General features: G+C 65.1%; 23 protein-coding genes and 1 pseudogene. 14 read left to right on the forward strand and 10 right to left on the reverse strand.

The features are described 5' to 3' along the window. Together E4K64_RS24480 and E4K64_RS24485 are read right to left on the reverse strand one after the other, a co-directional pair. A pseudogene (locus E4K64_RS24480) lies at window positions 1–492 on the reverse strand (DUF2147 domain-containing protein); the annotation flags it as partial. A gap of 267 nt (window positions 493–759) precedes the next feature. After that, complete coding sequence (locus tag E4K64_RS24485; RefSeq protein ID WP_126257621.1) at window positions 760–1,539, reverse strand: transporter substrate-binding domain-containing protein; 780 nt, start codon at window positions 1,537–1,539, stop codon at window positions 760–762. A 115-nt stretch (window positions 1,540–1,654) separates the two neighbouring features. Between E4K64_RS24485 and E4K64_RS24490 the strand changes: the two genes are divergently transcribed. Next, window positions 1,655–2,152, forward strand: coding sequence for a DUF1993 domain-containing protein (locus E4K64_RS24490; protein WP_135165924.1), 498 nt, complete (start codon window positions 1,655–1,657; stop codon window positions 2,150–2,152). A 167-nt stretch (window positions 2,153–2,319) separates the two neighbouring features. Here E4K64_RS24490 and E4K64_RS40510 read toward each other — a convergent pair whose 3' ends face one another. The 6 genes from E4K64_RS40510 to E4K64_RS24520 all read right to left on the reverse strand — a co-directional run bounded on the left by E4K64_RS40510 (window position 2,320) and on the right by E4K64_RS24520 (window position 8,467). After that, complete coding sequence (locus E4K64_RS40510) at window positions 2,320–2,811, reverse strand: hypothetical protein (protein ID WP_167772230.1); 492 nt, start codon at window positions 2,809–2,811, stop codon at window positions 2,320–2,322. Between the two features lie 180 nt (window positions 2,812–2,991). Continuing rightward, window positions 2,992–3,981 (reverse strand): hydroxyacid dehydrogenase, encoded by a 990-nt coding sequence (locus E4K64_RS24500; RefSeq protein ID WP_135165800.1) that lies wholly within the window; start codon window positions 3,979–3,981, stop codon window positions 2,992–2,994. A 34-nt stretch (window positions 3,982–4,015) separates the two neighbouring features. Continuing rightward, on the reverse strand, window positions 4,016–5,116 hold the full coding sequence (locus tag E4K64_RS24505; protein WP_135165801.1) for an ABC transporter ATP-binding protein: 1,101 nt from the start codon (window positions 5,114–5,116) through the stop codon (window positions 4,016–4,018). A gap of 20 nt (window positions 5,117–5,136) precedes the next feature. Next, on the reverse strand, window positions 5,137–6,048 hold the full coding sequence (locus tag E4K64_RS24510; protein ID WP_025036339.1) for a carbohydrate ABC transporter permease: 912 nt from the start codon (window positions 6,046–6,048) through the stop codon (window positions 5,137–5,139). Continuing rightward, complete coding sequence (locus E4K64_RS24515; protein ID WP_135165802.1) at window positions 6,048–6,986, reverse strand: carbohydrate ABC transporter permease; 939 nt, start codon at window positions 6,984–6,986, stop codon at window positions 6,048–6,050. Before E4K64_RS24515 ends, E4K64_RS24510 begins: the two co-directional genes overlap by 1 nt. A gap of 140 nt (window positions 6,987–7,126) precedes the next feature. After that, complete coding sequence (locus E4K64_RS24520) at window positions 7,127–8,467, reverse strand: ABC transporter substrate-binding protein (RefSeq protein ID WP_135165803.1); 1,341 nt, start codon at window positions 8,465–8,467, stop codon at window positions 7,127–7,129. Between the two features lie 475 nt (window positions 8,468–8,942). Between E4K64_RS24520 and E4K64_RS24525 the strand changes: the two genes are divergently transcribed. Both E4K64_RS24525 and E4K64_RS24530 read left to right on the forward strand, forming a co-directional pair. After that, complete coding sequence (locus E4K64_RS24525) at window positions 8,943–9,728, forward strand: Spy/CpxP family protein refolding chaperone (protein WP_167772231.1); 786 nt, start codon at window positions 8,943–8,945, stop codon at window positions 9,726–9,728. 111 nt (window positions 9,729–9,839) lie between these two features. Next, window positions 9,840–10,217, forward strand: coding sequence for a response regulator (locus E4K64_RS24530; RefSeq protein WP_135165805.1), 378 nt, complete (start codon window positions 9,840–9,842; stop codon window positions 10,215–10,217). Window positions 10,218–10,272: 55 nt separating this feature from the next. Here the strand turns inward: E4K64_RS24530 and E4K64_RS24535 are convergent, their stop codons facing one another. Together E4K64_RS24535 and glk are read right to left on the reverse strand one after the other, a co-directional pair. Then, entirely contained in the window at window positions 10,273–10,476 is a 204-nt protein-coding gene (locus E4K64_RS24535) for a hypothetical protein (protein WP_126257629.1), read from the reverse strand. 141 nt (window positions 10,477–10,617) lie between these two features. Beyond that, window positions 10,618–11,604 carry a glucokinase gene (gene glk, locus E4K64_RS24540; RefSeq protein ID WP_135165926.1) on the reverse strand — a complete coding sequence of 329 codons (987 nt, stop codon included), beginning with the start codon at window positions 11,602–11,604 and terminating at the stop codon, window positions 10,618–10,620. A 258-nt stretch (window positions 11,605–11,862) separates the two neighbouring features. Between glk and pncA the strand changes: the two genes are divergently transcribed. From pncA to E4K64_RS24595, 11 genes are all read left to right on the forward strand, one after another. Then, window positions 11,863–12,501 carry a bifunctional nicotinamidase/pyrazinamidase gene (gene pncA, locus E4K64_RS24545; RefSeq protein ID WP_135165806.1) on the forward strand — a complete coding sequence of 213 codons (639 nt, stop codon included), beginning with the start codon at window positions 11,863–11,865 and terminating at the stop codon, window positions 12,499–12,501. Window positions 12,502–12,511: 10 nt separating this feature from the next. Then, window positions 12,512–13,627 (forward strand): alpha/beta fold hydrolase, encoded by a 1,116-nt coding sequence (locus tag E4K64_RS24550; RefSeq protein ID WP_135165807.1) that lies wholly within the window; start codon window positions 12,512–12,514, stop codon window positions 13,625–13,627. A 139-nt stretch (window positions 13,628–13,766) separates the two neighbouring features. Beyond that, complete coding sequence (locus E4K64_RS24555; RefSeq protein WP_135165808.1) at window positions 13,767–15,800, forward strand: NAD(+) synthase; 2,034 nt, start codon at window positions 13,767–13,769, stop codon at window positions 15,798–15,800. A gap of 30 nt (window positions 15,801–15,830) precedes the next feature. After that, window positions 15,831–16,208, forward strand: coding sequence for a GrlR family regulatory protein (locus tag E4K64_RS24560; RefSeq protein WP_135165809.1), 378 nt, complete (start codon window positions 15,831–15,833; stop codon window positions 16,206–16,208). A gap of 7 nt (window positions 16,209–16,215) precedes the next feature. Beyond that, window positions 16,216–17,547: a DUF1236 domain-containing protein gene (locus tag E4K64_RS24565; protein ID WP_235884767.1), complete on the forward strand. Its 1,332-nt coding sequence runs from the start codon at window positions 16,216–16,218 to the stop codon at window positions 17,545–17,547. A 448-nt stretch (window positions 17,548–17,995) separates the two neighbouring features. After that, entirely contained in the window at window positions 17,996–18,811 is an 816-nt protein-coding gene (locus E4K64_RS24570) for a sugar phosphate isomerase/epimerase family protein (protein ID WP_135165810.1), read from the forward strand. Window positions 18,812–18,840: 29 nt separating this feature from the next. Next, window positions 18,841–20,478 (forward strand): ABC transporter substrate-binding protein, encoded by a 1,638-nt coding sequence (locus E4K64_RS24575; protein ID WP_135165811.1) that lies wholly within the window; start codon window positions 18,841–18,843, stop codon window positions 20,476–20,478. A 2-nt stretch (window positions 20,479–20,480) separates the two neighbouring features. Continuing rightward, complete coding sequence (locus E4K64_RS24580; protein WP_135165812.1) at window positions 20,481–21,464, forward strand: ABC transporter ATP-binding protein; 984 nt, start codon at window positions 20,481–20,483, stop codon at window positions 21,462–21,464. Further along, window positions 21,461–22,447, forward strand: a complete 987-nt coding sequence (locus E4K64_RS24585; protein WP_135165813.1) for an ABC transporter ATP-binding protein — start codon at window positions 21,461–21,463, stop codon at window positions 22,445–22,447. The genes E4K64_RS24580 and E4K64_RS24585 overlap by 4 nt, the downstream gene beginning before the upstream one ends. Beyond that, the gene (locus tag E4K64_RS24590) at window positions 22,447–23,376 is read left to right on the forward strand and encodes an ABC transporter permease (protein WP_167772232.1); all 930 of its coding nucleotides are present in this window, start codon (window positions 22,447–22,449) and stop codon (window positions 23,374–23,376) included. The genes E4K64_RS24585 and E4K64_RS24590 overlap by 1 nt, the downstream gene beginning before the upstream one ends. Beyond that, window positions 23,373–24,230 carry an ABC transporter permease gene (locus E4K64_RS24595; RefSeq protein ID WP_135165814.1) on the forward strand — a complete coding sequence of 286 codons (858 nt, stop codon included), beginning with the start codon at window positions 23,373–23,375 and terminating at the stop codon, window positions 24,228–24,230. The genes E4K64_RS24590 and E4K64_RS24595 overlap by 4 nt, the downstream gene beginning before the upstream one ends. Window positions 24,231–24,368: the final 138 nt, after the last annotated feature.

The raw sequence follows: 24,368 nt of genomic DNA on the forward strand, positions 1-24,368 counted from the left end.
GGCCTGCTGCGTGGCCGGCGCCGGAGCCGAAGGGGGGGCCGGCGGCGCGGGCGGCGGCAATACCGCGGTCTCGGCCGGCGCATTGCTGGCGGTTGGCGCCGCGGGGGGAGCCGGCGGTGGCGCCACGGCCGCGGAGGCCGGCGCAGGCACTTGGGCAGCTGCAGGCGCTTGGGCGGCCGCAGGCGCTTGAGGAGCCGCGGGCGCTTGGGCCGCCGCGGGCGGCGGGGCGATTGGGGCAGGTGCGGGAACTGGTGCCGCCGGCGTTTGCGGCTCGACCGTGGCTTGCTGGGGCGGCTGCTGGCCCGGTGCCGTTTCGTTCTTCTTGGCCTTCTTGGCCTTGGTCTGGCCGGTGTTGTCGTACACGCCGGGGATCTGGACCGTGCCGCGGTCGGGGTCGATGCGGATGGTGTGTCCGCCATATTCGAACGTGTACTGCGCCTGGGCAGCTGTGCTCGCCAACAAGAATGCGGCCGTGGCCAACAGCTTCCTCATTTCCATCTCCTGAACAGGTGGTCCCCGCACCGACGCTTACGCATCGGTTCGATTGCAGAAAGTGATCTAGATCACTGTCTCGGTATGAGTCGCCGTCCTGCGGTTCAGGGTTCAATAGGCGAGGGGCCGGTCCAAAGTTGGGCCGAGGCAAGCGACATGAGGACGCGGCCTGAAGCGCCATTCCAACGGAATCGGAACGGGATTCCAAGGTCTGACCTTAGCGCGTCTTCTTGATGGCAGCGGTTCCTTGCCTCGCGCGACAACGCTCTAATCGAACCAGGCGGCGTAGATTTTCCTGTAGCTGCCGTCTTCCATGGAAATGTGCAGCCATTGGTCGACGAAGGCCTTCAGCGCCATGTCGCGCTGGAGCCAGTAGGCCTTCTCGGAGAAATCGAACGGTTTTTCCGGATGCACCGCGCAGAGCACGCCTTGATGCTGCTTCTGCTGGTAGCGCGTCTCGGAGGCGTCCGTCATCATCAGGTCGGCATTGCCCTTGGCGATCTCGTCGAAGATCACGGTGTTGTCGGGGAAGACGGTGATGTCAGCGTCCTTGATGTTAGCGCGCGCGAAGCGCTCGTTGGTGCCGCCGGGATTGACGATCACGCGGGTGCCCTTCTTGTCGATGTCGGCGATGCTCTGGTACTTGCCGACGTCGGCGCAACGCGTGATCGGCGTCTTGCCCTCGCGCATGATCGGCGTCGAGAAGAAGCCCTTCTTCTGGCGGTCGAGCGTGACCGAGACGCCGCCCATCGCGATGTCGAACTGGTCGGCCTCGAAATCCTTCATCAGCTTAGGCCAGGCCGTGGCCACGTATTCGACCTTGACGCCGAGCGCCTTGCCGAGCGATTCCGCCATATCGACGTCGAAGCCGCTGAATGTCTGTGTCGCCTTGTCCAGATAGGTGAAGGGCTTGTAGTCGCCGGTCATGCCGACCCGCAAGGTGCCGCGCTTGACGATCTCGTCGAGCCGCGAAGGCGCCTGCTGCGCTTGGGCCGAAAGGTTTGCCAACAACGCCACGGCCAAAGCCAATGCGATACGCACGATCATCTCTTCTCCACCCCTGCGTAAGCTGTCATTGTACAGCTCTTTACAGCGTGGATTTAAACCAGATGCGAGCTTCTGGCGAGGCGGAATTGAAAGGAATCTCGACGTGACGATCTCGATGTACGAGGCCTCGGTCGGCCTCTTCGTGCCGTATTTGCGTAACCTCTCCGCGCTGCTCGACAAGGGTGTCGCCTATGCGGAGGCCCGCAAGTTCAACCCGGCGGTCCTGCTCGGCATGCGCCTTGCGCCGAACATGTACGACCTCGCGCAGCAGGTGGGCGAAGCCTGTCGCCACGCCGTCGTCGCGCCGGCCTTGCTGGCAGACTGCGAGCCCGTAGCGTTGCCGGCGCTGGAGCACGACATGGCCGGGCTCCAGGCGCGCATCGCGACCTCGATCGAGTTCATTGAAAGCCTGCCGCGCGCGGAGATCGAGGCGGCGGCGGAGCGCAATGTCTTCTTCAAGCTGAAGAACGGGACCGAGCTGCCCTTCACCGGGCGGACGCTGCTGCTGACGTTCAGCGTCCCCCAGTTCTTCTTTCACGTCACGACCGCCTACGATCTGTTGCGGCACGCGGGCGTCGAGCTTGTGAAAAAGGATTATCTCGGACGGAAGTAGTTGCGGAGGCTGGTTGTGCACCTCTCCCCGACGGGGAGAGGTGGACGGAGAACTCCAGGCGCAGCGCTAAAGCATGATCCGGAAAAGTGCGCAGCGGTTTTCCGAAAAGATCATGCTCAAACAACAACCTAAAGCGCGATGACGATTCATCCTAATCGCATCGCGCTTTAGGCTTCGCCCTTGCGCTCGTAGTCGGCGAGGGAGCTGCGGCCGGCGATCTCGCTGCGAAGCAGCTCGAAGCGCCGATGCGCCTCGTCCTCCTGGGTGTCGACGAAATGCACCGCGGCCTCGCTCGTCATGGGGCCGCTGACCACGGGCGCGGATTGTTCGCCGATGGTCTCGTGGACGTAGTACTGGCCGTCGTCGCCGCGATGGACCGTCCATTTGAGACGGATCGCCACCATCGGTCCGGGCCCGACCTTGCTGTAGCCGTCGGCATCGGTGTGCTCCGGCACCAGCGGCTGCTCTTCGACGACAGGGTGTTGTTCGAGAGCCGGCTGCTCGTCGATGGCGGCCTGCTCGTCGGAAGCCAGATGCTCACGTTCTCCAGCGAACACGATTTCGGTCTCGGTCTGGCGGACCACGAGGACGGGCTCGGGGTGTTCCAAAATGCTGGCGATGGTCGCCAGCGCGTGGTCGGTCGGGTCGATCTCTGACAAGGCTCCATCCTCCAGCTCGGCGCGGCCGGCCAGTTCTGTCCCACTGCCGCCGCGGCCGGGAACATTAGGCGCGCTTGATTAAGGCTGAGTTGGGGCCCGATCTGCGCCAAAATGGGACGCTTCCTGGCGTTCCGAAGGCGGGCGCTTCCGTCGCCCGCCAAGAGCTCAGCTTAGCTCAGCTCAGCCGAGCACGTCCTGATTGATCACGTTCTGCCGGATCGGATCGCCGTCGAGCACGCTCAGGATGTTGCGCGCGGTCTGCTCGCTCATGCGCTGGACCGCCTCGACCGTGACGCCGGCGACGTGCGGGGCGATGATGACGTTGGGCAGGGCGAACAGCGCGTTGCCGACCGGCGGCGGCTCCACCTCGAACACGTCGATGCCGGCGCCGGCCAGCTTGCCCGAGACCAGCGCGTCGTGGAGCGCGGCTTCCTTGACGATGCCGCCGCGCGCGGTGTTGATGAGATAGGATCTCGGCTTCATCCGGCCGATCCGCGCCGCATCGAACAGGTCGATTGTCTCCTGCGTCTTTGGGCAGTGGATGGTGACGAAATCGGCGTTCGGCAGCGCGGCGTCGAGGTCGGCGACGGGCTCGCAGCCGGCAGCCTTGATCTCGGCGGCAGGCTTGTAGGGATCGTAGACCTGCACCTTCATTTCCATCGCCAGGCAGCGCTTGGCGGTGCGGCTGCCGATGCGGCCGAAGCCGATCACCAGCACGGTCTTGCCGTAGAGATCGAACGGCAGCATGCCGAGCCGGTCGGCCCATTTGCCGTCCTTGACGCAGGCGTGCAGCTCCTGCGCACGCTTGGCCAGCGTCAGCATCATGAACAGCGCCGCTTCCGCGACCGAGGGCGAGTTTGCGCTGCCCGCAACCATCAGCGGCACCTTGCGGCGGGAGAGGGCGGGAACGTCGACGGCGTCGTAGCCGACGCCGATCCGGGTCACCACCTTCATGTCTCTTGCGGCCTCGAGCTCGGTCTCGCCGAAGGCGGTGGCGCCGAGCGCGACGCCGTGGACCGGCGCATGGCTCTTCAACAAGGCCTCGAAATCCCCAGCCGAGATCAGGTTCGGAAACTCGACGAGCTCGATATCGTCCCGCTGGTTGAGGAGGGCGCGTGCCCCTTGCGACAAAGTTTGCGTAACGAAAATCTTCTTCTTGTTGGTCGCCATCGTCCCCTGCCTGCGCGAGTTTCTTGAACCGGCGTCACAACACGGCGCCGGTCGCCTCGTTTAGCAGGTGCATATTGTTGAGGTCCATCGCCAAACGCATGGGAGCCCCGTCCTTGGCGCCGGCATTGGGATTGACGCGGCCGCAGACCGGTGTGCCCTCGAGTCCGAAATAGACCAGCGTCTCCATTCCCATCGGCTCGGTGACGTCGAGAACGGTGTCGAAGGTTTCGACGCCGGGCTCCAGATGCGCATGCGACTCCGTGAGATGCTCGGGCCGCAGGCCGAGCAGCAGCTTGTCGGTGCGCGGCAGCGAATTGTAGCGCGCGGCCCGGGCCGGCGGCAGCGGGAAGGCGATGCGGTCGGTGAGGCGGATCTGCAGCGTACCGCCGACGTCCTCGAGCCGGCATGGGATGAAGTTCATCGCCGGCGAGCCGATGAAGCCGGCGACGAAGCGCGTCGCCGGCTTGTGATAGAGCTCGTTCGGCGTGCCGATCTGCTCGATCCGTCCCTTGTTCATCACCACGACGCGGTCGGCCAGCGTCATCGCCTCGACCTGGTCGTGGGTGACGTAGACGGTGGTGGTGCGCACCTTCTGGTGCACCTTCTTGATCTCGATCCGCATCTGCACGCGCAGTTTCGCGTCGAGATTGGACAGCGGCTCGTCGAACAGGAAGACCTTCGGATTGCGCACGATGGCCCGCCCCATCGCGACGCGCTGGCGCTGGCCGCCGGAGAGCTGCTTCGGCTTGCGGTCGATCAGGTCGGTGATGTCGAGCAGGCGGGCGGCCTCCGTCACCCGCGCCTTGATCTCGGCCTTGGGATAGTGCTTCAGGCGCAGCCCGAACGACATGTTCTCCGCGACCGTCATGTGCGGGTAGAGCGCGTAATTCTGGAACACCATCGCGATGTCGCGGTCCTTCGGCGGCACGTCGTTGACGATGTCGCCGCCGATCATGATGTCGCCGTCGCTGATGTCCTCGAGACCTGCGATCATGCGCAGCGTCGTCGACTTGCCGCAGCCGGAGGGACCGACCAGCACGATGAACTCGTGGTCGGCGATGTCGAGATCGATGCCGCGCACGGCTTCGACATCGTCGTAACGCTTAACTACCTTCCGCAAAGCAACGTCAGCCATCGAACTTCAGCTCCTCGCCATCAACCCTTTGTCGCACCGGCGGTCAGGCCGGCAATGTAGTAGTCCATCAGGAAGGCGTAGATGATCAGCGGCGGCGCCGCGCCGAGCAGCGCGCCGGTCATGATCTGTCCCCAGTTGAAGACGTCGCCCTTGATCAGCGTCGTGATGATGCCGACCGGCAGCACGAGCTGGTCCGTGGAGGTGGTGAACACGAGCGGATAGAGGAACTGCGCCCAGGACACGGTAAAGGCGAAGATGGTCGCGGCGATCAGCCCCGGCAGCGCCACCGGAATGAAGATCCGGGTCAGCGTCTGGAACCAGGACGCTCCATCGATGATCGCGGCCTCGTCGAGCTCCTTGGGGATCGAGGCGAAGTAGCCGATCATGATCCAGGTGCAGAACGGCACCGTCAGCGTCGGATAGATGAAGAGCAGCACGTACCAGCGGTTGATGAGCTGGATGCCGGTCCAGTCGCCGAACAGGGCGAACACCTTGAACAACGGAATGAACAACAGGCTGTCCGGAATCAGGTAGGTTAGAAACACGCCGGTCGCCAGCGTGGCCGAGCCCCAGAACCGCATCCGCGCAAGGGCAAATGCCGCAGGCACGCTGATCAGCATCGTGATGGTGACCACGAAGATCGAAACCAGCGCGGAATTCCAGAAGAACCGCAGGAACTGGTTCGACGTCAAGAGGCCGACATAGTTCTCGAGCGTCGGGTGGAAAACCCACCATGGATTGGTCGCCGCCGAGATTTCGGCGCTGCTCTTGAGCGAGGTGATCAGCATGTAAATCGGCGGCAGCAGCGAGAAGATCGCAAACAGCGTCAGAAAGAAGTACGACCATCGCAGCGCCCATTTGCGGTCGCGGCTCATGCTTCCATACTTGACCGTGCGCGTCGGCGCGGCCTTGTCTATCGTGACTGAGCTCATCAGGCTTCATTCCCGCGCTTGTTGACGTCCCTCAGGATGAATATCGCTGCGATCGCCAGGATTGGCACCATGAACAGGGAGACGCTGGCGCCCAGCGGAATATCGCTTCCTTCGATGCCGATCCTGAAGGCCCAGGTGGCGAAGATGTGGGTGTGGTCGAGCGGGCCGCCGGCGGTCAGGATTCGTACGATGTCGAAATTGGCGAAGGTCACGATCAGCGAGAACAGCGTCGTGATCGCGATGATGTTGCGCATCATCGGCAGCGTTACGTACCAGATCCGCTGCCACCAGTTGGCGCCGTCGATGGCTGCGGCTTCGTAGAGCTGGTCGGGCACCGATTTCAGGGACGCCAGATACATGATCATGAAGAACGGCGCGCCGTACCAGACGTTGACCAGAATGACGGAGAAGCGCGCCCAGGCGGCGTCGCCGGTCCACGGGATCGGACCGATTCCGAAGAACGACAGCGTATAGTTGAACGCGGAGTAGGAGGGATCGAACAGCCACAGCCATGCCAGGGTGCTCATGGCGGGTGGGATGACCCAGGGCACCAGCAGCATGCCGCGCCATTTGCGCTGGCCCTTGGCCGGGATGTTATGGACGAAGTGCGCGACGATGAATCCGATCAGCGCTTTGAACAGAACGGCGGTGATGGCGAAGATGCAGGATTGCTTGACGACCAGCCAGAACGTGTCGCGCTTGAACAGGAATTCGAAGTTGCCGAGACCGACGAATCTCTGCATCGACTTGTTGAGGGTCGCCAGATGAAGCGAGTAGAACGCAGGATAAAGCACCAGAAGCGTGATCAGAATGATCAGCGGCAGCGTCATCAGGAACGCCGCGGTCGATTTGCGTTTGAGCGCCTTTTGCAGACTGGAGCGTTTTCGCGCCGGTTGCGCTGCGCCAACTCTGTTTGGCTGCAATGCGACATCCGCCATGATGCATTTCCTCGCGCGGTTTGGTCGGTAAACCCGACTTTTGGAAGGTTCGAGAGCCGAAGCTGTCGGCTCTCGTCACGTAAGTGAGACGGAGGACCCGCCGCGAGCGGCCTAAGACCGTCGCGGCGAGCCGTTCCGGCTTAGCTCCGCATGAAGCCTTCGCATTCGCCTTCGGCCCAGGCGAGCGTCTTTTCCATCGCTTCACCCTGATGATATCGCAAGCACATCTTGGTGAGAGTGGCCTGCGCATAGATCTGCTGCGCGATCTTCGGCGGCGCAGGCGAAGCCGCAATTGACAGCGTCTGATGCTTGTAGGGATTTGGATAGTGATAGAGCGTCCCCTTCGGCGGACCCTCTTCCTGCCAGACCTTCAGCGTTGTCAGCTTCTCATAGGCCGGCAAGTCGTAGCCGCCGCTGGCCGTGACCATCTTTTCGATCGCTGCCGGCTTCGACAGTGCCACCAGCAGGCTCTTCGCTGCTTCCTTGTTCTTGGAGAAGTTCCAGATGCTCCAGAAATACGGCAGGTAGGGTGCAAAGCGCCCCTTCGGCCCTGCCGGGAATCCGTGTGTCCAGCATTGCTCTGCTACCTGCGGCGCGTCGCGCTTGGCGACGGCCCAGGCGCTCGGCGGGTTCATGATCATCGCACCCCTGCCGGAGACCAGCCATTTGTTGTTGGATGCGTCGTCCCAGGCTGCGACATCGGGCGGCAGGAAGCCGATCAGCTTCTTGTAGAACTCGAGTGCCTGGCGAACCGCGTCGGTCTTGACGGTGAGATTGCCCTTGGCGTCGACGAGCTGGGCGCCGAACGACAGGAAGATCGCGCCCGCCGTATCGACATTGTCGGTGGTCTCGCCGAGGCCGATGCCGAAGGGGACGCCCGCCTTGTGACAGGCTTCGGCAGCCTTCAGGAATGTTTCCAGTGTCCAGTTGTCGGCCTTTGGTTCAGAGCCGGCCGGATACATCTCCTGGACGTCGATCCCCGCGTGCTTCTTCAGCAGATCGATGCGGGAGCAGGGACCCTTGATTTGACTGCCGACGCAGGCGGGAACGCCGAGCCATTTGGTCCCGACAGTGCCGAGATATTTGGCCGTGCCGTTCACCTCGCCGTTCTCCGCGATGATGGGGCCCATGAGGTCGGCAACGTTCTCCAGCTGGTCGGCATTGGAATGAGCCCACCACGTTGGCATCGCGAAGATATCATGGCCGGATTTTGCCTGCGCTTCGGCGGCAATGGTCAGCAGATTCTTGTTACCCTGGCTGGGGATGTAGTCGATGGTAACTTCGACCTTCTCCTTCGCGGCCCATTCGTTGACGAGGTCGGTCGAGGCCTTGTTGGCGCCTGGCACCCAATGGTCCCAGAAGCCGATCGAGAGCTTGCCGGCGGCGTAAGCGCCCCGGACATAAGGCGCTGCGATCAGCGCCGCGGAGGACATTGCAGTGGCAGCCACAAATTGACGTCGCGTCAGTCTCTTGCGTGACATCTCGTTTCCTCGCTTGGGTGTTGTTGTTGGAGTTTCCTCTAAGACGTCTTTTTCCGAGTTTCTTGTTGTTCGATTTTCTTGTTGATGCCGTCGGCCCGATGGCAATTCACCGATGCCGCAGCAAATTGGTAGCGCGATCAGATCATGATTGATCGCGTCTGTCGAGAAACCCGATCGGCTCGCACCTAGAACTAACGTTGTGTCCTGAATGGTGGGCGTGCTGTGGCGGCCGTGAGCTGCGACCGCTTGTTTTTTGCGACGCACACTACGTCTGAACCGGCCGGGAACAATCCGTGCGCAATTACGCCGCAGTTTCGAATGAGCCTTCATAACATAACCGCTTCGCGCGAAAGACTTTTCGGGCGTGGACAGCGCCTGGCTGCGGCTGGACCGCGAAGCGGTGGAAACGATAGAGTTACGGCGGGCGGGTTGGCTGCCGCCCAACAGGCGAGCGAGATCGACGATGGAGACGAGAATGATCAACCCGGTGCCGTCAGCGCGGCTTCACATGCGGCGATGCATCGCGCTCGGGGCCGTGCTCGCGCTGCTGCTCGGTGCCGCCGCCGTAGCCAATGCGCAAGGTCTGGTCAAAGGCGTTCAGGACGGCGCGGCCGCCGGCAACAAGGCGGCAGGTCCGGTCGGTGGCGTGCTCGGCGGCGCAATCGGCGGCGTCGTCGGCGTCTTCACCGGCGTGCTCGGCGTCGGCAACAACAATGGCGGCAATCCGCCGCCGGCCGCCAAGGAGTCCAGCAAGGACGCCAAGCAGCAGGGCGCGGCCAAGGACAAGGACGCCAAGACTGCCAAAGGGGGCAAGGGCGCCAAGGCGAGCAAGGAAGCCAAGAACGCTCCGCAGGGCAAGGACAATAAGGACGTCACCGTCCTCACCCAGCCCGGCGCGCCGCAGCAGACCGCCGAGCAGATCGTGGCTAACAGCGATTCCTATATCGAGCGGATCAAGACCGAGCTGAACCTCACGCCCGAACAGGAGAAGCACTGGTACGGCTTTTCGAGCGCGATGCACTACCTGGGACATAATGGTGCAGAGCGGCTCAACTTGCGGGTTGCGCGCGCCAAGCGTGATCCGCCCGACGACATCATCGAGCAGATGCGCAACGAGGCGCAGTTCCTGATCGACCGCGCCGCCGACCAGCGCAATGTCGCCGACGCCGCCGAGCCGCTCTATTCGAGCCTCGATGACAAGCAGAAGCAGGTCTTCATCCAGGAGATGGTGCGCCTGAGCCACGAACGCGGACTGGATTGATCAAGTTGAATCGGATCGGGCGCCTCTGAATTAACGGCGCCCGCCACGAATTCGTGTATCCTCTCCGCAATTGATGTATGGTTAGCTTCGCAAGCTGACTGCGGAGTTGAGATGGCGGACGGACTCTCCGTTTTCCTGGTCGAAGACGAGGCGTTGATCCGGATGATGATCGCCGAGATGGTGGTGGAACTCGGCCACCACGTCGTCGCGGAAGCGGACAATGTTCGGGACGCGAGCGCGTTTGCCATGACCGCGCAATACGATCTGGCCATCCTCGACATCAATCTCATGGGCGTCTACGTCGATCCCGTCGCCGACTTGATCGAACGTCGCGGCAAGCCGTTTCTGTTCGCGACCGGTTACGGGCCAGAACTGCTGCCGTCCTTGCTCCGGCGCCGGCCGATCCTGCGCAAGCCGATCGCAATGGATCAGCTCAAGGCGATGATCGATTCGATGTTTCCTGGAGCCTCGGCCCAGGCGCCTCATTGAGCGACGGCGCCGCATTGTTGACGATGAAGACGCCTGACGACAAAGACGCCGCGGCTCAGCTGCGGCCGTTCTTCAGCACCCTGGCAATGGTGTGGGCCGTCATGGCCGCCCGGTCCGAGGCGCGCTGCGCGGCCAGCCGGTCTCGCGCCTTTTCCTCGATCAGGAGGTCGATCAGGGCCAGCCGCTTGTCCTCGTCGTCCGCCTCGCTCAGCAGGCGGTGATAGCGGTGATAGTCGAAACCCAGATCCTGCTTACGCATGTCACGCCCCCGCAACTACGCCACACACGGTCTGATTGTTTCGCATCGGGAACATAGAGGCAAGCACGATCCTGCGTGGAACCGCGCGCTCGCCGCAATCACCTGTGAATATTGGAACGGCGCGGGGCGAGTTCCCGCAACTCAATCCACATTATGGTCGGCAAACATCTTCAGGCCGACGAAGCTCGCATCGGGCTTGATCACCAGCCTGGTCGGGATGTTGCGCAAATAGTCCTGGAACCGGCCCTTGGCTTCGAAGCGCGGCCGGAACGCGGAGGCCGTCAGGAACTGGGGAAAGCGCGGCACGATTCCGCCGGCGACATAGACGCCGCCGCGGGCGCCGAACGTGACCGCGAGATTGCCGGCGACCGAGCCCAGGATGGCGCAAAACATCTCGAGCGTCGCCCGGCTGACGGGACAGCTGCCCTCCAGGGCCGCCTTGGTGATGCCGGCAGCATCGCGATGCGGCACCTGAGCGCCGTCAACTTCCGCCAAGGCTTCGTAGAGATTTTGCAGCCCGGAACCCGAGAGCGCGCCGCGTTCGATGGAGACGTGGCCGAGGCGTCGGCGCAAGCACGCGATCACGCGTTCCTCGCGCTCATTCTCTGCCGGCAGGGTCGCGTGTCCGGCTTCGGTGACGACGGCGAGGCGAGCGCCATGGCGTTGGACCAGACAGGAGACGCCAAAGCCGGTTCCGGGACCGACCACCAGCAACGGCTCTCCGGGCAGGCCATCGCCGCCGCCGAGCGGGATCAGATCGGCAGGCTGCAAGGCGGGCAGGGACCAGGCGACCACCTCGAAGTCGTTGAGCACGTGGACGCTGTCGAAGCCCAGAGCCGGTTGCAGCTCGTTGCCGTCAATGACCCAGGGGCTGTTGGTCATGACGCAGCGGTTGTTGCTGACAGGACCCGCCACGGCCAGCACGGCCCTTCGCGGCTGCTCGCCACCGGCCCGGCGCGCCAGGACGTCCGCGATGGCCTCCCGGACCGTCGGGAAGTCGGCGACCTTTACATAATCGATCGGTCCGGATTGATCGCCTTGGCCCAATTCGCTTCGGCTCAGCGCGAAGCGCGCATTGGTGCCGCCGATATCGGCGAGAAGAATCTGTCCTGTCTTGCCGATATTCATGATCTCGTGGCCGCCGCCGCCTTCCGGCCTCGGCAACCCTGTCCTCCGCGCCTTCGACCCCATCCACCCGTCACGAACAGTTTCGAGAATCCGCCCTCGGGTGCGCCTAGTCAACACGGACGAGGCCAAACCGTTGCATCCTGGCGCCCGTAGTGACCAATTCGCGCAGGCTCCGCAAGGTGGCGGCGGTTGCGAAGCTGGGCGGGAAGACCGACACTAAGGGCTCCTGTCCGGCGGCCGGCGCGCCGGGCACATGGAATGAGACTGGCGATGAAGATTTCCGACCACGACGTGCTGCTGGCGATCGACGTGCAGAACGACTTCTGCACCGGCGGAGCGCTCGCCGTTCCCGGCGGTGAGAAGGTCGTCCCCGCGATCAACCGAATCGCCCAAAAATTCGCCAATGTGGTGCTGACCCAGGACTGGCATCCGCGCGACCACGTTTCATTCGCGACGAACCATGCGGGCAAGCAGCCGTTCCAGACCATCGAACTCGACTATGGCACCCAGGTGCTCTGGCCGGCGCATTGCGTGCAGGGCACCTCGGGCGCCGAATTCCATCGCGATCTCGACGTCGTCAGGGCGAGCTTGGTGGTGCGCAAGGGGTTTCGCCGCGGCGTCGATTCCTATTCGGCATTGTTCGAGAACGACCACAAGACGGCGACGGGCCTGCTCGGCTATTTGCGCGAACGTGAGCTGAAGACTGTCTTTGTCGCCGGTCTCGCGCTGGACTTCTGCGTCCGCTTCTCGGCGGAGGATGCGCGCAAGGCGGGGTTGGAGGTGGCCGTGATCGAGGACGCCTGCCGCGGCATCGATCTCGACGGCTCGGTGGCCGCGGCCCATCGGAGCTTTCGCGAGCTCGGCGTCTCCGTCGTCAGCCTCGAGGCGTTTTTATAAGGACCTCGTCATGGTGGACAAGATCGGCAAACAGCCAGGCGGACCGGATCATGCTCCCGACGAGCCGCTGCTATGGCCGTTCACGGCAGCCCGGCTGGCCATGGACGCTTGCTTCTGGTGGGTCGAGCGCGGCCGGGCAGAGCAGAACGAGAGCAACCTGGCGTGGACGACGCCCAACCGCGTTGCGCTCGAGCTTGCGACGATGCGCCTGCGCGATTGCTCGCAGCGCCGGTCAGGTCAGCCCGTGCTGGTCTGCGCGCCCTATGCGCTGCATCGGGCTTTGATCGCCGATTTCGCGCCCGGCCACAGTGTGGTGGGGTCCCTGCAAGACGGCGGCATCGATCGGATCTATCTCACCGATTGGCGCTCAGCCACCCCCAGCATGCGCTATCTCTCGATCGACAGCTATCTCGGCGATCTCAATGTCGCCATCGACGAGATCGGCGCGCCGGTCGATCTGGTCGGCCTGTGCCAGGGCGGTTGGCTGTCGCTGCTCTATGCGGCGCGCTTTCCCGCCAAGGTGCGGCGGCTGGTGCTGGTCGGCACCCCCGTCGACCTCTCGATCGATTCGCCGTTGTGCCGGCTCACCCGCAACGCGCCCGAGATGGTGTACGACCAGCTCGTCGCACGCGGTGGCGGCAATGTCAGCGGCGGGGAGATGCTCCGCTTGTGGTCCAAGGCGCCAAACCGCGATGATATCGTGGCGGCGTTGCAGAGGGACCTGTCGGACGAGGAAGGCGCGGCGCTGCTCGCGCGCTTCGACCACTGGAACGCGGAGACGCTCGATCTGCCGGGTGCGTATTATCTGGAGGTCGTCAACCGGATCTTCCGGGAGAACCAGATCGCCGGCGGCAGCTTCAAAGCGCTTGGCCGCACGGTCGATCCGAAGGACGTCAAGGCGCCGGTTTTCCTGCTCGCCGGGCTCGACGACGACGTCGTGCCGGCTGCGCAGGCGCTCGCCACAGCTGGTCTCCTCGGCACGCCGCCGGCCTTCATTGCTGCGGCTTCCGAGCCGAGCAACCACCTTGGCCTGTTCATGGGGGCGCGCACCCACGCGCATGCCTGGCCGCGGATCGCAGAATGGCTGCGCGACGACCTGTCGGGCGTGCTGGCCCGCAGCGCATGAGCTCGTCGGGCGCGAACCGGCGGCCCTGCAAATCCGTTATGCATGACGGCGGATGGCCTGCACGCGCCCCGGCCGATGGGCTACATATGATCCGGAGCTGACGGCTTCGGCAGCGAAGAGACCAAGGGTACTGCGCTCGATGACTTTCCACTCGATCTACGCCCACGGATTTGCGCGCGTGGCGGCCTGTGTCACCACGTCCCATGTCGCCGATCCCTCGGCCAACGCAAAGGCGGTGCTGGCGGCAGCCAACGCCTGCCACGAGCAGTCGGTGGCGGTCGCCGTGTTTCCCGAGCTGTGCCTGTCCGGTTACGCCATCGAGGATCTGGTCAAGCAGGACCCGCTGCTCGATGCGGTCGAGCGCGGCCTCGCCGGCCTGGTCGAGGCCTCCGCGGCACTGATGCCGGTCCTGATCGTCGGCGCGCCGCTGCGCTTTGGCCATCGCATCTACAATTGCGCCGTCGTCATACATCGCGGCAACGTTCTCGGCGTGGTGCCGAAGACCTATTTGCCGACCTACCGCGAATTCTACGAGGGCCGGCATTTCGCCTCCGGCGCCGGCATGGTCGGGGAAACGATCGCGTTCGGCGGGCTGCATGCGCCGTTCGGCGTCGACCTGCTGTTCTCGGCCGAGGACGTTCCGGGCCTCACCATCGGCGTCGAGATCTGCGAGGACATGTGGATCCCGGTAACGCCGGCCTCTGAGCTGGCGCTCGCCGGCGCGAGCGTGCTGATCAATCTCTCGGGCAGCCCGATCACGATCGGCCGGGCGCGCTCGCGCGCGCTGCTGTGCCAGTCGACATCGGCGCGCTGTCTCGCGGCTTATGTCTACTCCGCCGCCGGGGCGGGGGAATCGACCACCGATCTGTCCTGGGACGGCCAGACCTCGATCTACGAGAACGGCGTGCTGCTGGCCGAGGGCGAGCGCTTCCGGCAGAGCGGCCAGATCACCACTGCCGACATCGATCTCGACCTGCTGAGGCAGGAGCGTGCGCTGATGGGCACGTTCGACGACAACCGCAGGCAGCGCGAGGCGTTTTTCCGCAAGGTGACATTCGCGTTGAAGCCACCGGCATCCGACATCGGCTTCCTGCGCAAGGTCGAGCGCTTCCCGTTCGTACCGAGCGACGAAAGCCTGCTCGAGCAGGATTGCTACGAGGCCTACAACATCCAGGTTGCCGGCCTCGTGCAGCGCATGCGCGCCACCGGCACCAAGCGGGTCGTGATCGGCGTCTCGGGCGGGCTCGATTCCACCCACGCTCTGATCGTGGCCGCCAAGGCGGTCGATCTGCTCGGCCTGCCGCGCGAGAACATCCTGGCCTACACCATGCCGGGCTTTGCCACCGGCAGTGAGAGCAAGACCCATGCGCTGGCGCTCATGCGGGCGCTGCACACGAGCTGGCAGGAACTCGACATCCGCACCACGGCGACGCAGATGCTGAAGGACATCGGCCATCCCTTCGGCCGGGGCGAGAAGGTCTACGACGTCACCTTCGAGAACGTTCAGGCCGGCCTGCGCACGGATTATCTGTTCCGGCTCGCCAACCATCACGGCGGCATCGTGATCGGTACCGGCGATCTCTCCGAGCTCGCGCTCGGCTGGTGCACCTATGGCGTCGGCGACCAGATGGCGCATTACAACGTCAATGCCGGCGTGCCGAAGACGCTGATTCAGCACCTGATCCGCTGGGTGATCTCGTCCAAGCAGTTCAGCGCCGACGTCAACCGCACGCTCGGCGCGATCCTGGCGGCCGAAATCTCGCCCGAGCTGGTGCCGGTGGAGGCCGGCCAGAAGCCGCAGAGCACGGAAGCGTCGGTCGGACCGTACGAGCTGCAGGACTTCAACCTGTTCTACACGCTGCGCTTCGGCATGCGGCCGTCGAAGATCGCCTTCATGGCGCAGCACGCCTGGAAGGACGTGGCCAAGGGCGACTGGCCGCCGGCCTTCCCGAGCGACCGGCGCAGGGCGTATGATCTGCCGGAGATCCGCCGCTGGCTCGAAGTGTTCCTGCGCCGCTTCTTCGCCTTCAGCCAGTTCAAGCGCTCGGCGATGCCGAACGGCCCGAAGGTCTCGGCGGGCGGCTCGTTGTCGCCCCGCGGCGACTGGCGCGCGCCGTCGGATTCGAGCGCGGCGGCCTGGCTCGAGGATCTCGAGCGGAACGTGCCGAACTGATCGGACGGCGGATCGGTGGGGGATGATCGGATGTCGACGGTGGATGGAGCACAGGAGGAGGCCAGGGTCGTCAACGGCCTCTACATCTTCGACATCGAGATGCGCGACGGCAAGCGCGGCCAGGCGAGGGGCGTCGTGGTGCTCTGCGACGGCCGCATCATGGGCGGCGACAGCTATTTCTATTACACCGGCAGCTACACCTTCCGGAACGGCAAGTGGCGCGGCGACATGATCGTCAACCAGCACACCGAAGCCGTCGGCAGGACGCTCGCCTTCGGCGGCAGGGAGGTCACCTGCGGATTCTCGGGCGACTATTCCGCCGGCGGCGCCGAGGTCGAAGGCATGGCGCTGGTCGGCAAGACCAGTGTGACATTCACAGCCCGCCTCACGCTCAAGGACGCGATGTAAGCCCGGTTTGATCGCCCTCGTTCCTCCTCAGGAACCTTCGCACCCACAGTACGTTTGCCTGTGTTGTTGCGAATTTTCGAGGAGAGGGACTATGCGCAGGCACTTGATGCTATCGACTGCGGCTATCGGATTGATGCTTGCTTCCGGCGTCGCCTACGCCCAGGCGCCCGGTGAGCGCAGAGAGGAGCCGAAACGGACCGAGGAGCCGGCGAAAGGCGCCGCGCCGCAGCGCGGCGGCGCCCAGGAACGTGTTCAAGAGCGCGCACAGGGCGCCCAGGAGCGACTGCAGGGCGCGGGCCGCGAGGAGAAGGGCGGCGCTGCCAAGCACGAGGCCAACGACGACAAGCGCCAGCCGGCCAATTCTGCCGAGCGTAACCAGCCGAAGGCCAGCGATCAGGCACAAGAATCCCGCGAGCCTGCGCGTAATCGCAACCGTGAAGCCGAGAGCGCGAAACCGGGACGGGACGGCAAGAGCAGCGCTGAGACGAAGCAGGACAAGTCTGCGCCGCAGAAATCAACGGCCGAGACCGAGAAATCCAAGACCGGTCCCGCCGGCCAGCAGAACGAGCGGACTGGGGCTGCGACCAACCAGAAAGAGCAGAACCAGGCCCAGCCGCCGCGCAATGCTGCCGATCAGCAGCAGCCGGCGCAGCAGATCAACCGGCCAGCCACCGCGACGGACACGAGCCGGACGGCTCCGACCAACAATGCGCAGACTGCGCCTTCTGGTACGCAAACCAATCAAGCCAACCAGACCACCCAGACCAATACGCAGGTCAATCAGCAGGCCCAGGTGACGTCCGAGAAGCAGGTGCGGATCTCCGAAACGGTGAGCAGGGCGCGCCTGGCCCAGCCGGAGCGCAATCTGAACATCTCGATCCGGGTCGGCGAGACGATTCCGCCGCGCGTGCGTCTCCACCGGCTTCCGCCCGAGATCGTGTCGATCGAGCCGGCATATCGCGACTACGAATATTTCGCCACGGATGACGATGTCGTCATCGTGGAGCCGCGCACGCACCGCATCGTCAGCCAGGTGCCGCGCGATCCGTCGCGAGCCCGCGCGCAAATGGGCGGCGCCGCCTCATCGAGCATGGCGGCGGCCGGCGCAAGTAACGTGAACTGCCAGATCATGCGGCGTGACGCGTCGGGCAATGTCGCCCAGGCAGAACCCTCAACCGTGGGATCGACCGCGCGCGGGGATTCCATGAGCGTGATTGTGCAGATGCAAGGCGGCGGCTCGTCCGCGCCGATCGCCCTCGGCGCTGCCGCGGGCAATATCCTGGTCGCAACACAGGGGCAGGGCGACTGCACGGTGACGATCGAACCGCTGACGCGCTGAGCGAAACACGACGCTGAAACGACAACGCGCCGCCCGGATGCCCCAACCGGACGGCGCGTTCTTGCGTTCAATCTCAGAAAGTGTCGAGGTCCGGAGTGCCTAGGAGTCCGGACCGCGTCACCTTGCCCCAGCCTTCAATCCCCCGCCCCATGTGGTCCCCCAACCCCGTGGCGCGCGATCAGAGGGTGATGCCCGTGGTAGTGGCCGCCGATCGATGTCCCGCGATGTACGCGAAGCTTGGTTAGGATTCCATTCCGGATCACTACGGACACGATAACGGTTGCGGTGTGTTCGTTCGGCATCGGCGCCGCGATCGCTGTCGTCTGAATCCGGAGCGCGCGGTCAGGATGTCCACATCTCCCGGCGCTGCGAAACCTGCATTTCACCGGCCTGTCATCGAACTGGTCTAGCGCTGCTCCCGTCATCGCTGAAGGTCAAGGAGCAAGCCATGTCGAAGCCGGTGCTGGGCGCCGCATTGTCCATCAAGTCGATACCCGCGCATCGCGACTGGCTTCTGGAGCGGCAGCGCGATCTCGAAATCCAGGATTTCTTCCGCGCCGATCTTCTCGACAGCGATTGGCGCAGCACCGCCGGCGAGATCAAGCAGATGCTGTCGGGCCATACCGGCCGGCTCGGCATCCACGGTCCGTTCTGGGGCTTCAAGATCGACAGCCACGATCCCATGATCCGTCAGGCGGTGACCAAGCGCCTGCTTCAGGGGCTGGATGCCGCCGAGTTCCTCGGCGCGACGCAGATGGTGATCCATTCGCCGTTCACGACCTGGGATCACAACAATCTCGATCTCTATCCGGACAATCGCAACAATCTCGTCGAGCGCGTCAAGGCGACGCTCGCCGAGGTCATCGCGCGCGCGGAAACCGTCGGCTGCGAGATCGTCATCGAGAACATCGAGGACAAGGATCCGCGCGACCGCGTTCGTCTCGCCAAGGCACTCGAAAGCGCCAAGGTTCGCGTCTCGCTCGATACCGGTCACGCCAACTACGCCCACATCTCCACCGGCGCGCCGCCGGTCGACTACTACGTCGAGACCGCCGGCGACATGCTGACGCATGTGCATCTGCAGGACACCGACGGCTTTGCCGACCGGCACTGGGCCCCGGGCGAGGGCAACATCCCCTGGGTCGCCGTGTTCCGTGCGCTGGGACGGCTGACGTCCAACCCGCGCCTGATCCTCGAACTTCGTAATCACGACGACGTCCGCGCCGGCGCAGCCCATCTCGCCGCGCTCGGACTCGCCGAATAGCTGCATCATCCAGGGCAGGGGTTACCGCCATGAGAAAATTTACCCGTCGCACCATCCTGAAATCCGGCGGCGCGGCCGCGAGCACATTGCTGCTGCCGCGCTTTGCCATCGCGCAGGGCGACAACCGTCCGTCGGTGACGATCGCCGTGCAGAAGGTCACCAACGCGAACGTGCTCGACGTGCTGCGCGAGCAGTCCAATGTCGGCGAGCGCGTGTTCTTCTCCTCGATCTGGGAAGGCCTGATCTCGAAGAACTGGCGCGGCAATTTGGAAGCCGTGCCGGGCCTTGGCACCGAATGGCGCCGCATCGACGACCAGACCGTCGAGGTGAAGCTGCGCCAGGGCGTCAAGTTCCACAATGGCGACGAGCTTACGGCCGAGGACGTCGTCTTCACCTTCAGCCGCGAGCGCATGTTCGGCGAGACCGAGGCCAAGAACCGCTCCACGATCAAAGCGTTCGAGAAGATCCCGACGCCGCGGCCAGGCAAGGAGTTGCCGCCTGATGTGCCGGCCGTCGCCCGCCGCATCTGGCCCGATCTCGTGCGCGTCGATGCTGTCGACAAGTACACCGTGCGCTTCTACAACGCGACGCCCGACGTCACCATCGAGGGCCGGCTGTCGCGCTACGGCTCCGACATCATGAACCGCCGCGCCTGGGAGGAGTCCGCGAGCTATCTCGACTGGGCGCGCAAGCCCGTCACGACCGGCCCCTACAAGGTCGTCGAGCTCAAGCCCGATGTGTCGCTGACGCTGGAAGCGCACGACGAATATTGGGGCGGCCGTCCACCGCTGAAGCGCATCCGCTTCCTCGAAGTGCCCGAGGTCGCAAGCCGCATCAACGGGCTCCTGTCGGGCGAATACCAGTTCGCCTGCGACATCCCGCCGGATCAAATCGCCGGCATCGAGAAGAATTCGGCGTTCGAAGTGCAGGGCGGCACGATTCAAAACCACCGCCTGACCGTGTTCGACAAGAACCACGCCGTGCTCGGCAATCCGCTGGTCAGGCGCGCCTTCACCCATGCGATCGACCGCCAGGCCATCGTCGACAGCCTGTGGGCCGGCCGCACCCGCGTGCCGAAGGGCCTGCAATGGGAGTTCTACGGCGACATGTTCAACGCCGATTGGAACGTGCCGGCCTATGATCCGAAGCTGGCGCAGGATCTGCTCAAGCAGGCCAATTACAAGGGCGATCCGATTCCCTACCGCCTGCTCAACAATTACTACACCAACCAGGTCGCGACCGCGCAGGTGCTGGTCGAGATGTGGAAATCGGTCGGCCTCAACGTGCAGATCGAGACCAAGGAGAACTGGTCGCAGATCATGGAGCGCGCGCCGACCCGCGCCGTGCGCGACTGGTCGAACTCGGCCGCCTTCAACGACCCGGTGTCGTCGCTGGTCGCCCAGCATGGGCCGAACGGCCAGCAGCAGCAGATCGGCGAGTGGACCAATGTCGAGCTGAACAAGCTCTCGGAATTCCTGGAGACCTCGACCGACCGGGCCGCGCGCAAGAAGGCGTTCCGCCGCATGCTGGAGATCGCCGAGCGCGAGGACCCCGCCTACACGGTGCTGCACCAGAACGCGACCTTCACCGCCAAGCCGAAATCGATCAAGTGGAAAGCGGCGCCGGCCTTCGCGATGGATTTCCGCGCCGGCAATTTCGAGGCGTAGCCGTGGCGCCGCTGGTCAACATTGCAGGTCTCAGCGTCGCCTTCAGCGGCGTGCCGGTCCTGCGCGGCGTCGATCTCACCCTGCACAAGGGCGAGGCCCTCGGTCTCGTCGGCGAGTCCGGCTCCGGCAAGTCCGTGACCTGGCTCGCCGCACTCGGCCTCCTGCCGCGGCATGCGCAGGTCTCCGGCAAGGTGACCCTCGAGGGGCGCGAGATCCTCGGCGCGCCGGCCACCGAGCTCGACCGCGTCAGGGGCGGGCGTATCGCCATGATCTTCCAGGATCCGGCGAGCTCGCTCAACCCGGTGCTGACGATCCGCAGGCAGCTCTGCGAAGCGCTGGCGCTGCATCGGAATCTCCAAGGTATTGCCTTGAAGGCGGAAGCGCGGCGGCTGCTCGATCTCGTCGGCATTCCCGACGCAGGCCGGCGGCTGGACGCCTATCCGCACGAATTTTCCGGCGGCCAGGTCCAGCGCATCATGATCGCGATGGCGCTCGCGGGAAATCCGGACCTCCTGATCGCGGACGAGCCGACCACGGCGCTCGATGCCACCATCCAGGCGCAGATCCTGGAGCTGCTCTCGACGGTTCGCCGCGAGCTCGGGATGGCGCTGGTCCTGATCAGCCACGATCTCGGCGTCGTCGCCGAGAACTGCGACCGCGTCGCGGTGATGTATGCCGGCCGCATCGTCGAGGAAGCTCCCAGCAACCAGCTCTTCGCCGATCCCGCGCACCCCTATGCGCAGGGCCTGATCGGTGCGCTGCCGCCGCTCGACGGGCCCCGCCGGCGCCTCACCGCCATTCCCGGAACGGTGCCCGATCCCGCAAAAATGCCTGGTGGATGCGCCTTCGCGCCGCGTTGCGCGCTGGCGTCCGAGTCGTGCGGGCTCGCCGCGCCGAGCCTGGCGCCGATCGCGGATGACCGCCGCGTCGCCTGCATCCGCGCCGAGGCCTCCCGCCGCGCGCTGCTTGGGATCGCCGCCGAATGAGCCCGCCGCTCGTCGAGGTGTCCGCGATCTCGCGCAGCTATGCGATGCGCTCGGGCATGTTCGGCCGGGCTACGGCCGTACACGCCGTCGACGGCGTGTCGCTCGCGATTGCCAAGGGGCAGACGTTGGGTCTCGTCGGCGAGTCCGGTTCGGGCAAATCGACAACGGGGCGTATCGTGCTCGGTCTCGAGCCGCCCGATCGCGGCGAGGTGCGGTTCGACGGCAAGCCGATGGCGATGCCCGCAACGGCCGCATGGCGCGCGCAGCGGGCGCGCATGCAGATGATCTTCCAGGACCCGCTCGGCGCGCTGGACCGGCGCTTGCCGGTCGCAACTCAAATCCGCGAGCCGCTCGACATTCACGGCATCGGCACGCCCGCGGATCGCGAGGAGCGCGTCCGCGAATTGCTGCGCGCAGTCGAGCTGACGCCGGCGCATGGCGCGCGCTATCCCGGTGCGCTGTCCGGCGGCCAGCGCCAGCGCATCGTGCTGGCGCGAGCGCTCGCCACCAAGCCCGATTTCCTCGTCTGCGACGAGCCGGTCAGCGCGCTCGACGTCTCGATCCAGTCCCAGGTGGTGAACCTGCTCTGCGATCTCCAGGCGGAGCTGTCGCTGACGCTGCTGTTCATCAGCCACGATCTGCGCGTCGTCCGGCAGATCAGCAATGTCGTCGCGGTGATGTATCTCGGCCGCATCGTCGAGATCGGCAGTGCCGACGACCTGTTCGCGCGGCCGGAGCATCCTTACACGCAGGCACTGGTCTCGGCGTCGCCGGCACCTGGCCGCCGCAGTGCGGGCCGCATCGTGCTGGCGGGCGATCCGCCGAACCCGGCGGCGCGGCCGCAAGGCTGCGCCTTCCATCCGCGCTGTCCGCGCGCGATTGCGCGCTGTGCGAGCGAGGTGCCGGCGCTGTCGGTTGTCGGCGGCGACCGTCAGGTGGCCTGCCACCTCGTCACGGGCGCGCAAACGCGGGATGCGGCCTGATGGGACGCTATTTCGCCGTCCGCATCGGCCGCGCCGCGCTCACGATCGTCCTCGTCGTCACCTTCGCCTTCATCGTGTTGCGGCTGTCAGGCGATCCCGCGCTGATGATCCTCGGACCCGAGGCGCCGCCCGAAGTGCTTGCGGCGTTCCGCAAGGCCTGGGGTCTCGATGATCCCATCTGGTTACAGTATCTCGATTATTTCGGCGCCATCGCCAAGGGCGAGCTCGGCCGCTCCATGCGCGACGGACGGCCCGCGATCGAGCTGGTGCTGGAGCGCATCCCGGCGACGCTTGCGCTGACCCTGCCGGCCTTCTTCTTCAAAGTCGCGATCGGCGTTCCCGCCGGCATCTACGCCGCGCTGCACCGGGGCTCCGCCATCGATCGTGCCGTGATGACGACGGCGGTCGCGGGCTTCACCGTGCCGAGCTTCGTGCTCGCGCTGATCCTGGTCCTGGTCTTCGCCGTGCAGCTCGGCTGGCTGCCCTCGGGCGGGCAGGACAGCTGGCGCCATGCCATTTTGCCGATCACGACGCTGAGCTTAGGGGGCGCCGCCGTGCTGGCGCGCTTCACCCGCAGCGCCATGTTGGAGGTGCTGGGCCAGCCCTATATCCGCACCGCCTCGGCCAAGGGCCTGCCGTGGCGCAAGGTGGTGACGTCACATGCGCTGCCGAACGCGGCGATCCCGACCGTCACGATTCTCGGCTTCATGGTCGGCACGCTGATCGCGGGCGCGGTGGTGGTTGAGAGCGTGTTTGCCTGGCCGGGAGTAGGGCGCCTGCTCGTCGTCGCCGTCGCCAACCGCGACCTTGCCGTCGTGCAATGCATCCTGCTGTTGGTCGCCATGACCATGGTCACGTCAAACCTGATCGTCGACTTCCTCTACGGCTTCCTCGATCCGCGCCTGCGCGCCAAGGGAGCGCATGCATGACCGACGCCGCGTTGAAGGACACGACCAGCCGCCGCATCAGCCTGCCGGCGATCCCGGTCTCGGTTGCGCTGGCGATTACCTGGATCGTCGCGATGCTCGTGATCGCCGCCTTCGCCGAGAAGATCGCGCCCTACGGCTTCACCCAGCTCGACCTGCGCAACCGGCTGGCGGCGCCCGGCAATGCCGCACACTGGCTCGGCACCGACGAGCTCGGCCGGGACGTGCTGTCGCGGCTTCTCGTCTCGATCCGCATCTCGCTGCTGATCGCCTTCGGCGCGACCGCGATTTCGGCGATCGTCGGCACCATGCTCGGCTTCCTCGCCGCGCATTTCCGCGGCGCCGTCGAGCAACTCGTGCTGATGCTGACCGACTTCCAGGCCAGCATGCCGTTCCTGATCATGGCCCTCGCGGTGCTCGCCTTCTTGGGCAATTCGCTGCCGCTCTTGATCGGCTTGATGGGCCTGTTCGGCTGGGAGCGCTACGCGCGCATCGCGCGCGGCCTTGCCATCTCCGCCAACGCGCAAGGCTATGCCGCCGCGGTCCGCCAGCTGGGGGCGACGCCGCCGCGGATCTACCTCAGGCACATCCTGCCCAACATCGCCTCGACCCTGATCGTCTCGACCACGCTGGTCTTTCCCGAGGTGATCCTGATGGAATCGGGCCTGTCCTTCCTGGGCCTCGGCGTGCAGCCGCCGATGACCAGCCTCGGCAACATGGTGGGCTACGGCCGGGAATATCTGACCCGGGCGCCCTGGATCATGCTGGCCCCGGCCACCACGATCGTAATCACCACGCTGGCCGTCTCCGTGATCGGCGACTGGCTGCGCGACCGGCTCGATCCGACGCTGCAATAGGGGCTCCGACGCCCCCGCCGTCATTCCGGGGCGCGCCGAAAGGCGCGAACCCGGAATCCATTTCGCCGCGCGCGTGCCGCCCGATGGATTCCGGGTTCGATGCTGCGCATCGCCCAGGAATGACGGGACGTAACGACG

This window comes from Bradyrhizobium frederickii, assembly GCF_004570865.1.
Taxonomy (GTDB): Bacteria; Pseudomonadota; Alphaproteobacteria; order Rhizobiales; family Xanthobacteraceae; genus Bradyrhizobium; species Bradyrhizobium frederickii.

What these genes read in the sequence shown, in the direction of transcription:
- E4K64_RS24490 (WP_135165924.1), top strand. Translation starts at nt 1,655, where the DNA reads ATGTACGAGGCCTCGGTCGGCCTCTTCGTGCCGTATTTGCGTAACCTC.
- E4K64_RS24530 (WP_135165805.1), top strand. Translation starts at nt 9,840, where the DNA reads ATGGCGGACGGACTCTCCGTTTTCCTGGTCGAAGACGAGGCGTTGATC.
- glk (WP_135165926.1), bottom strand. Translation starts at nt 11,604, where the DNA reads ATGAATATCGGCAAGACAGGACAGATTCTTCTCGCCGATATCGGCGGC.
- E4K64_RS24525 (WP_167772231.1), top strand. Translation starts at nt 8,943, where the DNA reads ATGATCAACCCGGTGCCGTCAGCGCGGCTTCACATGCGGCGATGCATC.
- E4K64_RS24555 (WP_135165808.1), top strand. Translation starts at nt 13,767, where the DNA reads ATGACTTTCCACTCGATCTACGCCCACGGATTTGCGCGCGTGGCGGCC.
- E4K64_RS24500 (WP_135165800.1), bottom strand. Translation starts at nt 3,981, where the DNA reads ATGGCGACCAACAAGAAGAAGATTTTCGTTACGCAAACTTTGTCGCAA.
- pncA (WP_135165806.1), top strand. Translation starts at nt 11,863, where the DNA reads ATGAGACTGGCGATGAAGATTTCCGACCACGACGTGCTGCTGGCGATC.
- E4K64_RS24590 (WP_167772232.1), top strand. Translation starts at nt 22,447, where the DNA reads ATGGGACGCTATTTCGCCGTCCGCATCGGCCGCGCCGCGCTCACGATC.
- E4K64_RS24595 (WP_135165814.1), top strand. Translation starts at nt 23,373, where the DNA reads ATGACCGACGCCGCGTTGAAGGACACGACCAGCCGCCGCATCAGCCTG.
- E4K64_RS24560 (WP_135165809.1), top strand. Translation starts at nt 15,831, where the DNA reads ATGTCGACGGTGGATGGAGCACAGGAGGAGGCCAGGGTCGTCAACGGC.
- E4K64_RS24585 (WP_135165813.1), top strand. Translation starts at nt 21,461, where the DNA reads ATGAGCCCGCCGCTCGTCGAGGTGTCCGCGATCTCGCGCAGCTATGCG.
- E4K64_RS24485 (WP_126257621.1), bottom strand. Translation starts at nt 1,539, where the DNA reads ATGATCGTGCGTATCGCATTGGCTTTGGCCGTGGCGTTGTTGGCAAAC.
- E4K64_RS24510 (WP_025036339.1), bottom strand. Translation starts at nt 6,048, where the DNA reads ATGAGCTCAGTCACGATAGACAAGGCCGCGCCGACGCGCACGGTCAAG.
- E4K64_RS24505 (WP_135165801.1), bottom strand. Translation starts at nt 5,116, where the DNA reads ATGGCTGACGTTGCTTTGCGGAAGGTAGTTAAGCGTTACGACGATGTC.
- E4K64_RS24515 (WP_135165802.1), bottom strand. Translation starts at nt 6,986, where the DNA reads ATGGCGGATGTCGCATTGCAGCCAAACAGAGTTGGCGCAGCGCAACCG.
- E4K64_RS24575 (WP_135165811.1), top strand. Translation starts at nt 18,841, where the DNA reads ATGAGAAAATTTACCCGTCGCACCATCCTGAAATCCGGCGGCGCGGCC.
- E4K64_RS24570 (WP_135165810.1), top strand. Translation starts at nt 17,996, where the DNA reads ATGTCGAAGCCGGTGCTGGGCGCCGCATTGTCCATCAAGTCGATACCC.
- E4K64_RS24535 (WP_126257629.1), bottom strand. Translation starts at nt 10,476, where the DNA reads ATGCGTAAGCAGGATCTGGGTTTCGACTATCACCGCTATCACCGCCTG.
- E4K64_RS24550 (WP_135165807.1), top strand. Translation starts at nt 12,512, where the DNA reads ATGGTGGACAAGATCGGCAAACAGCCAGGCGGACCGGATCATGCTCCC.
- E4K64_RS24520 (WP_135165803.1), bottom strand. Translation starts at nt 8,467, where the DNA reads ATGTCACGCAAGAGACTGACGCGACGTCAATTTGTGGCTGCCACTGCA.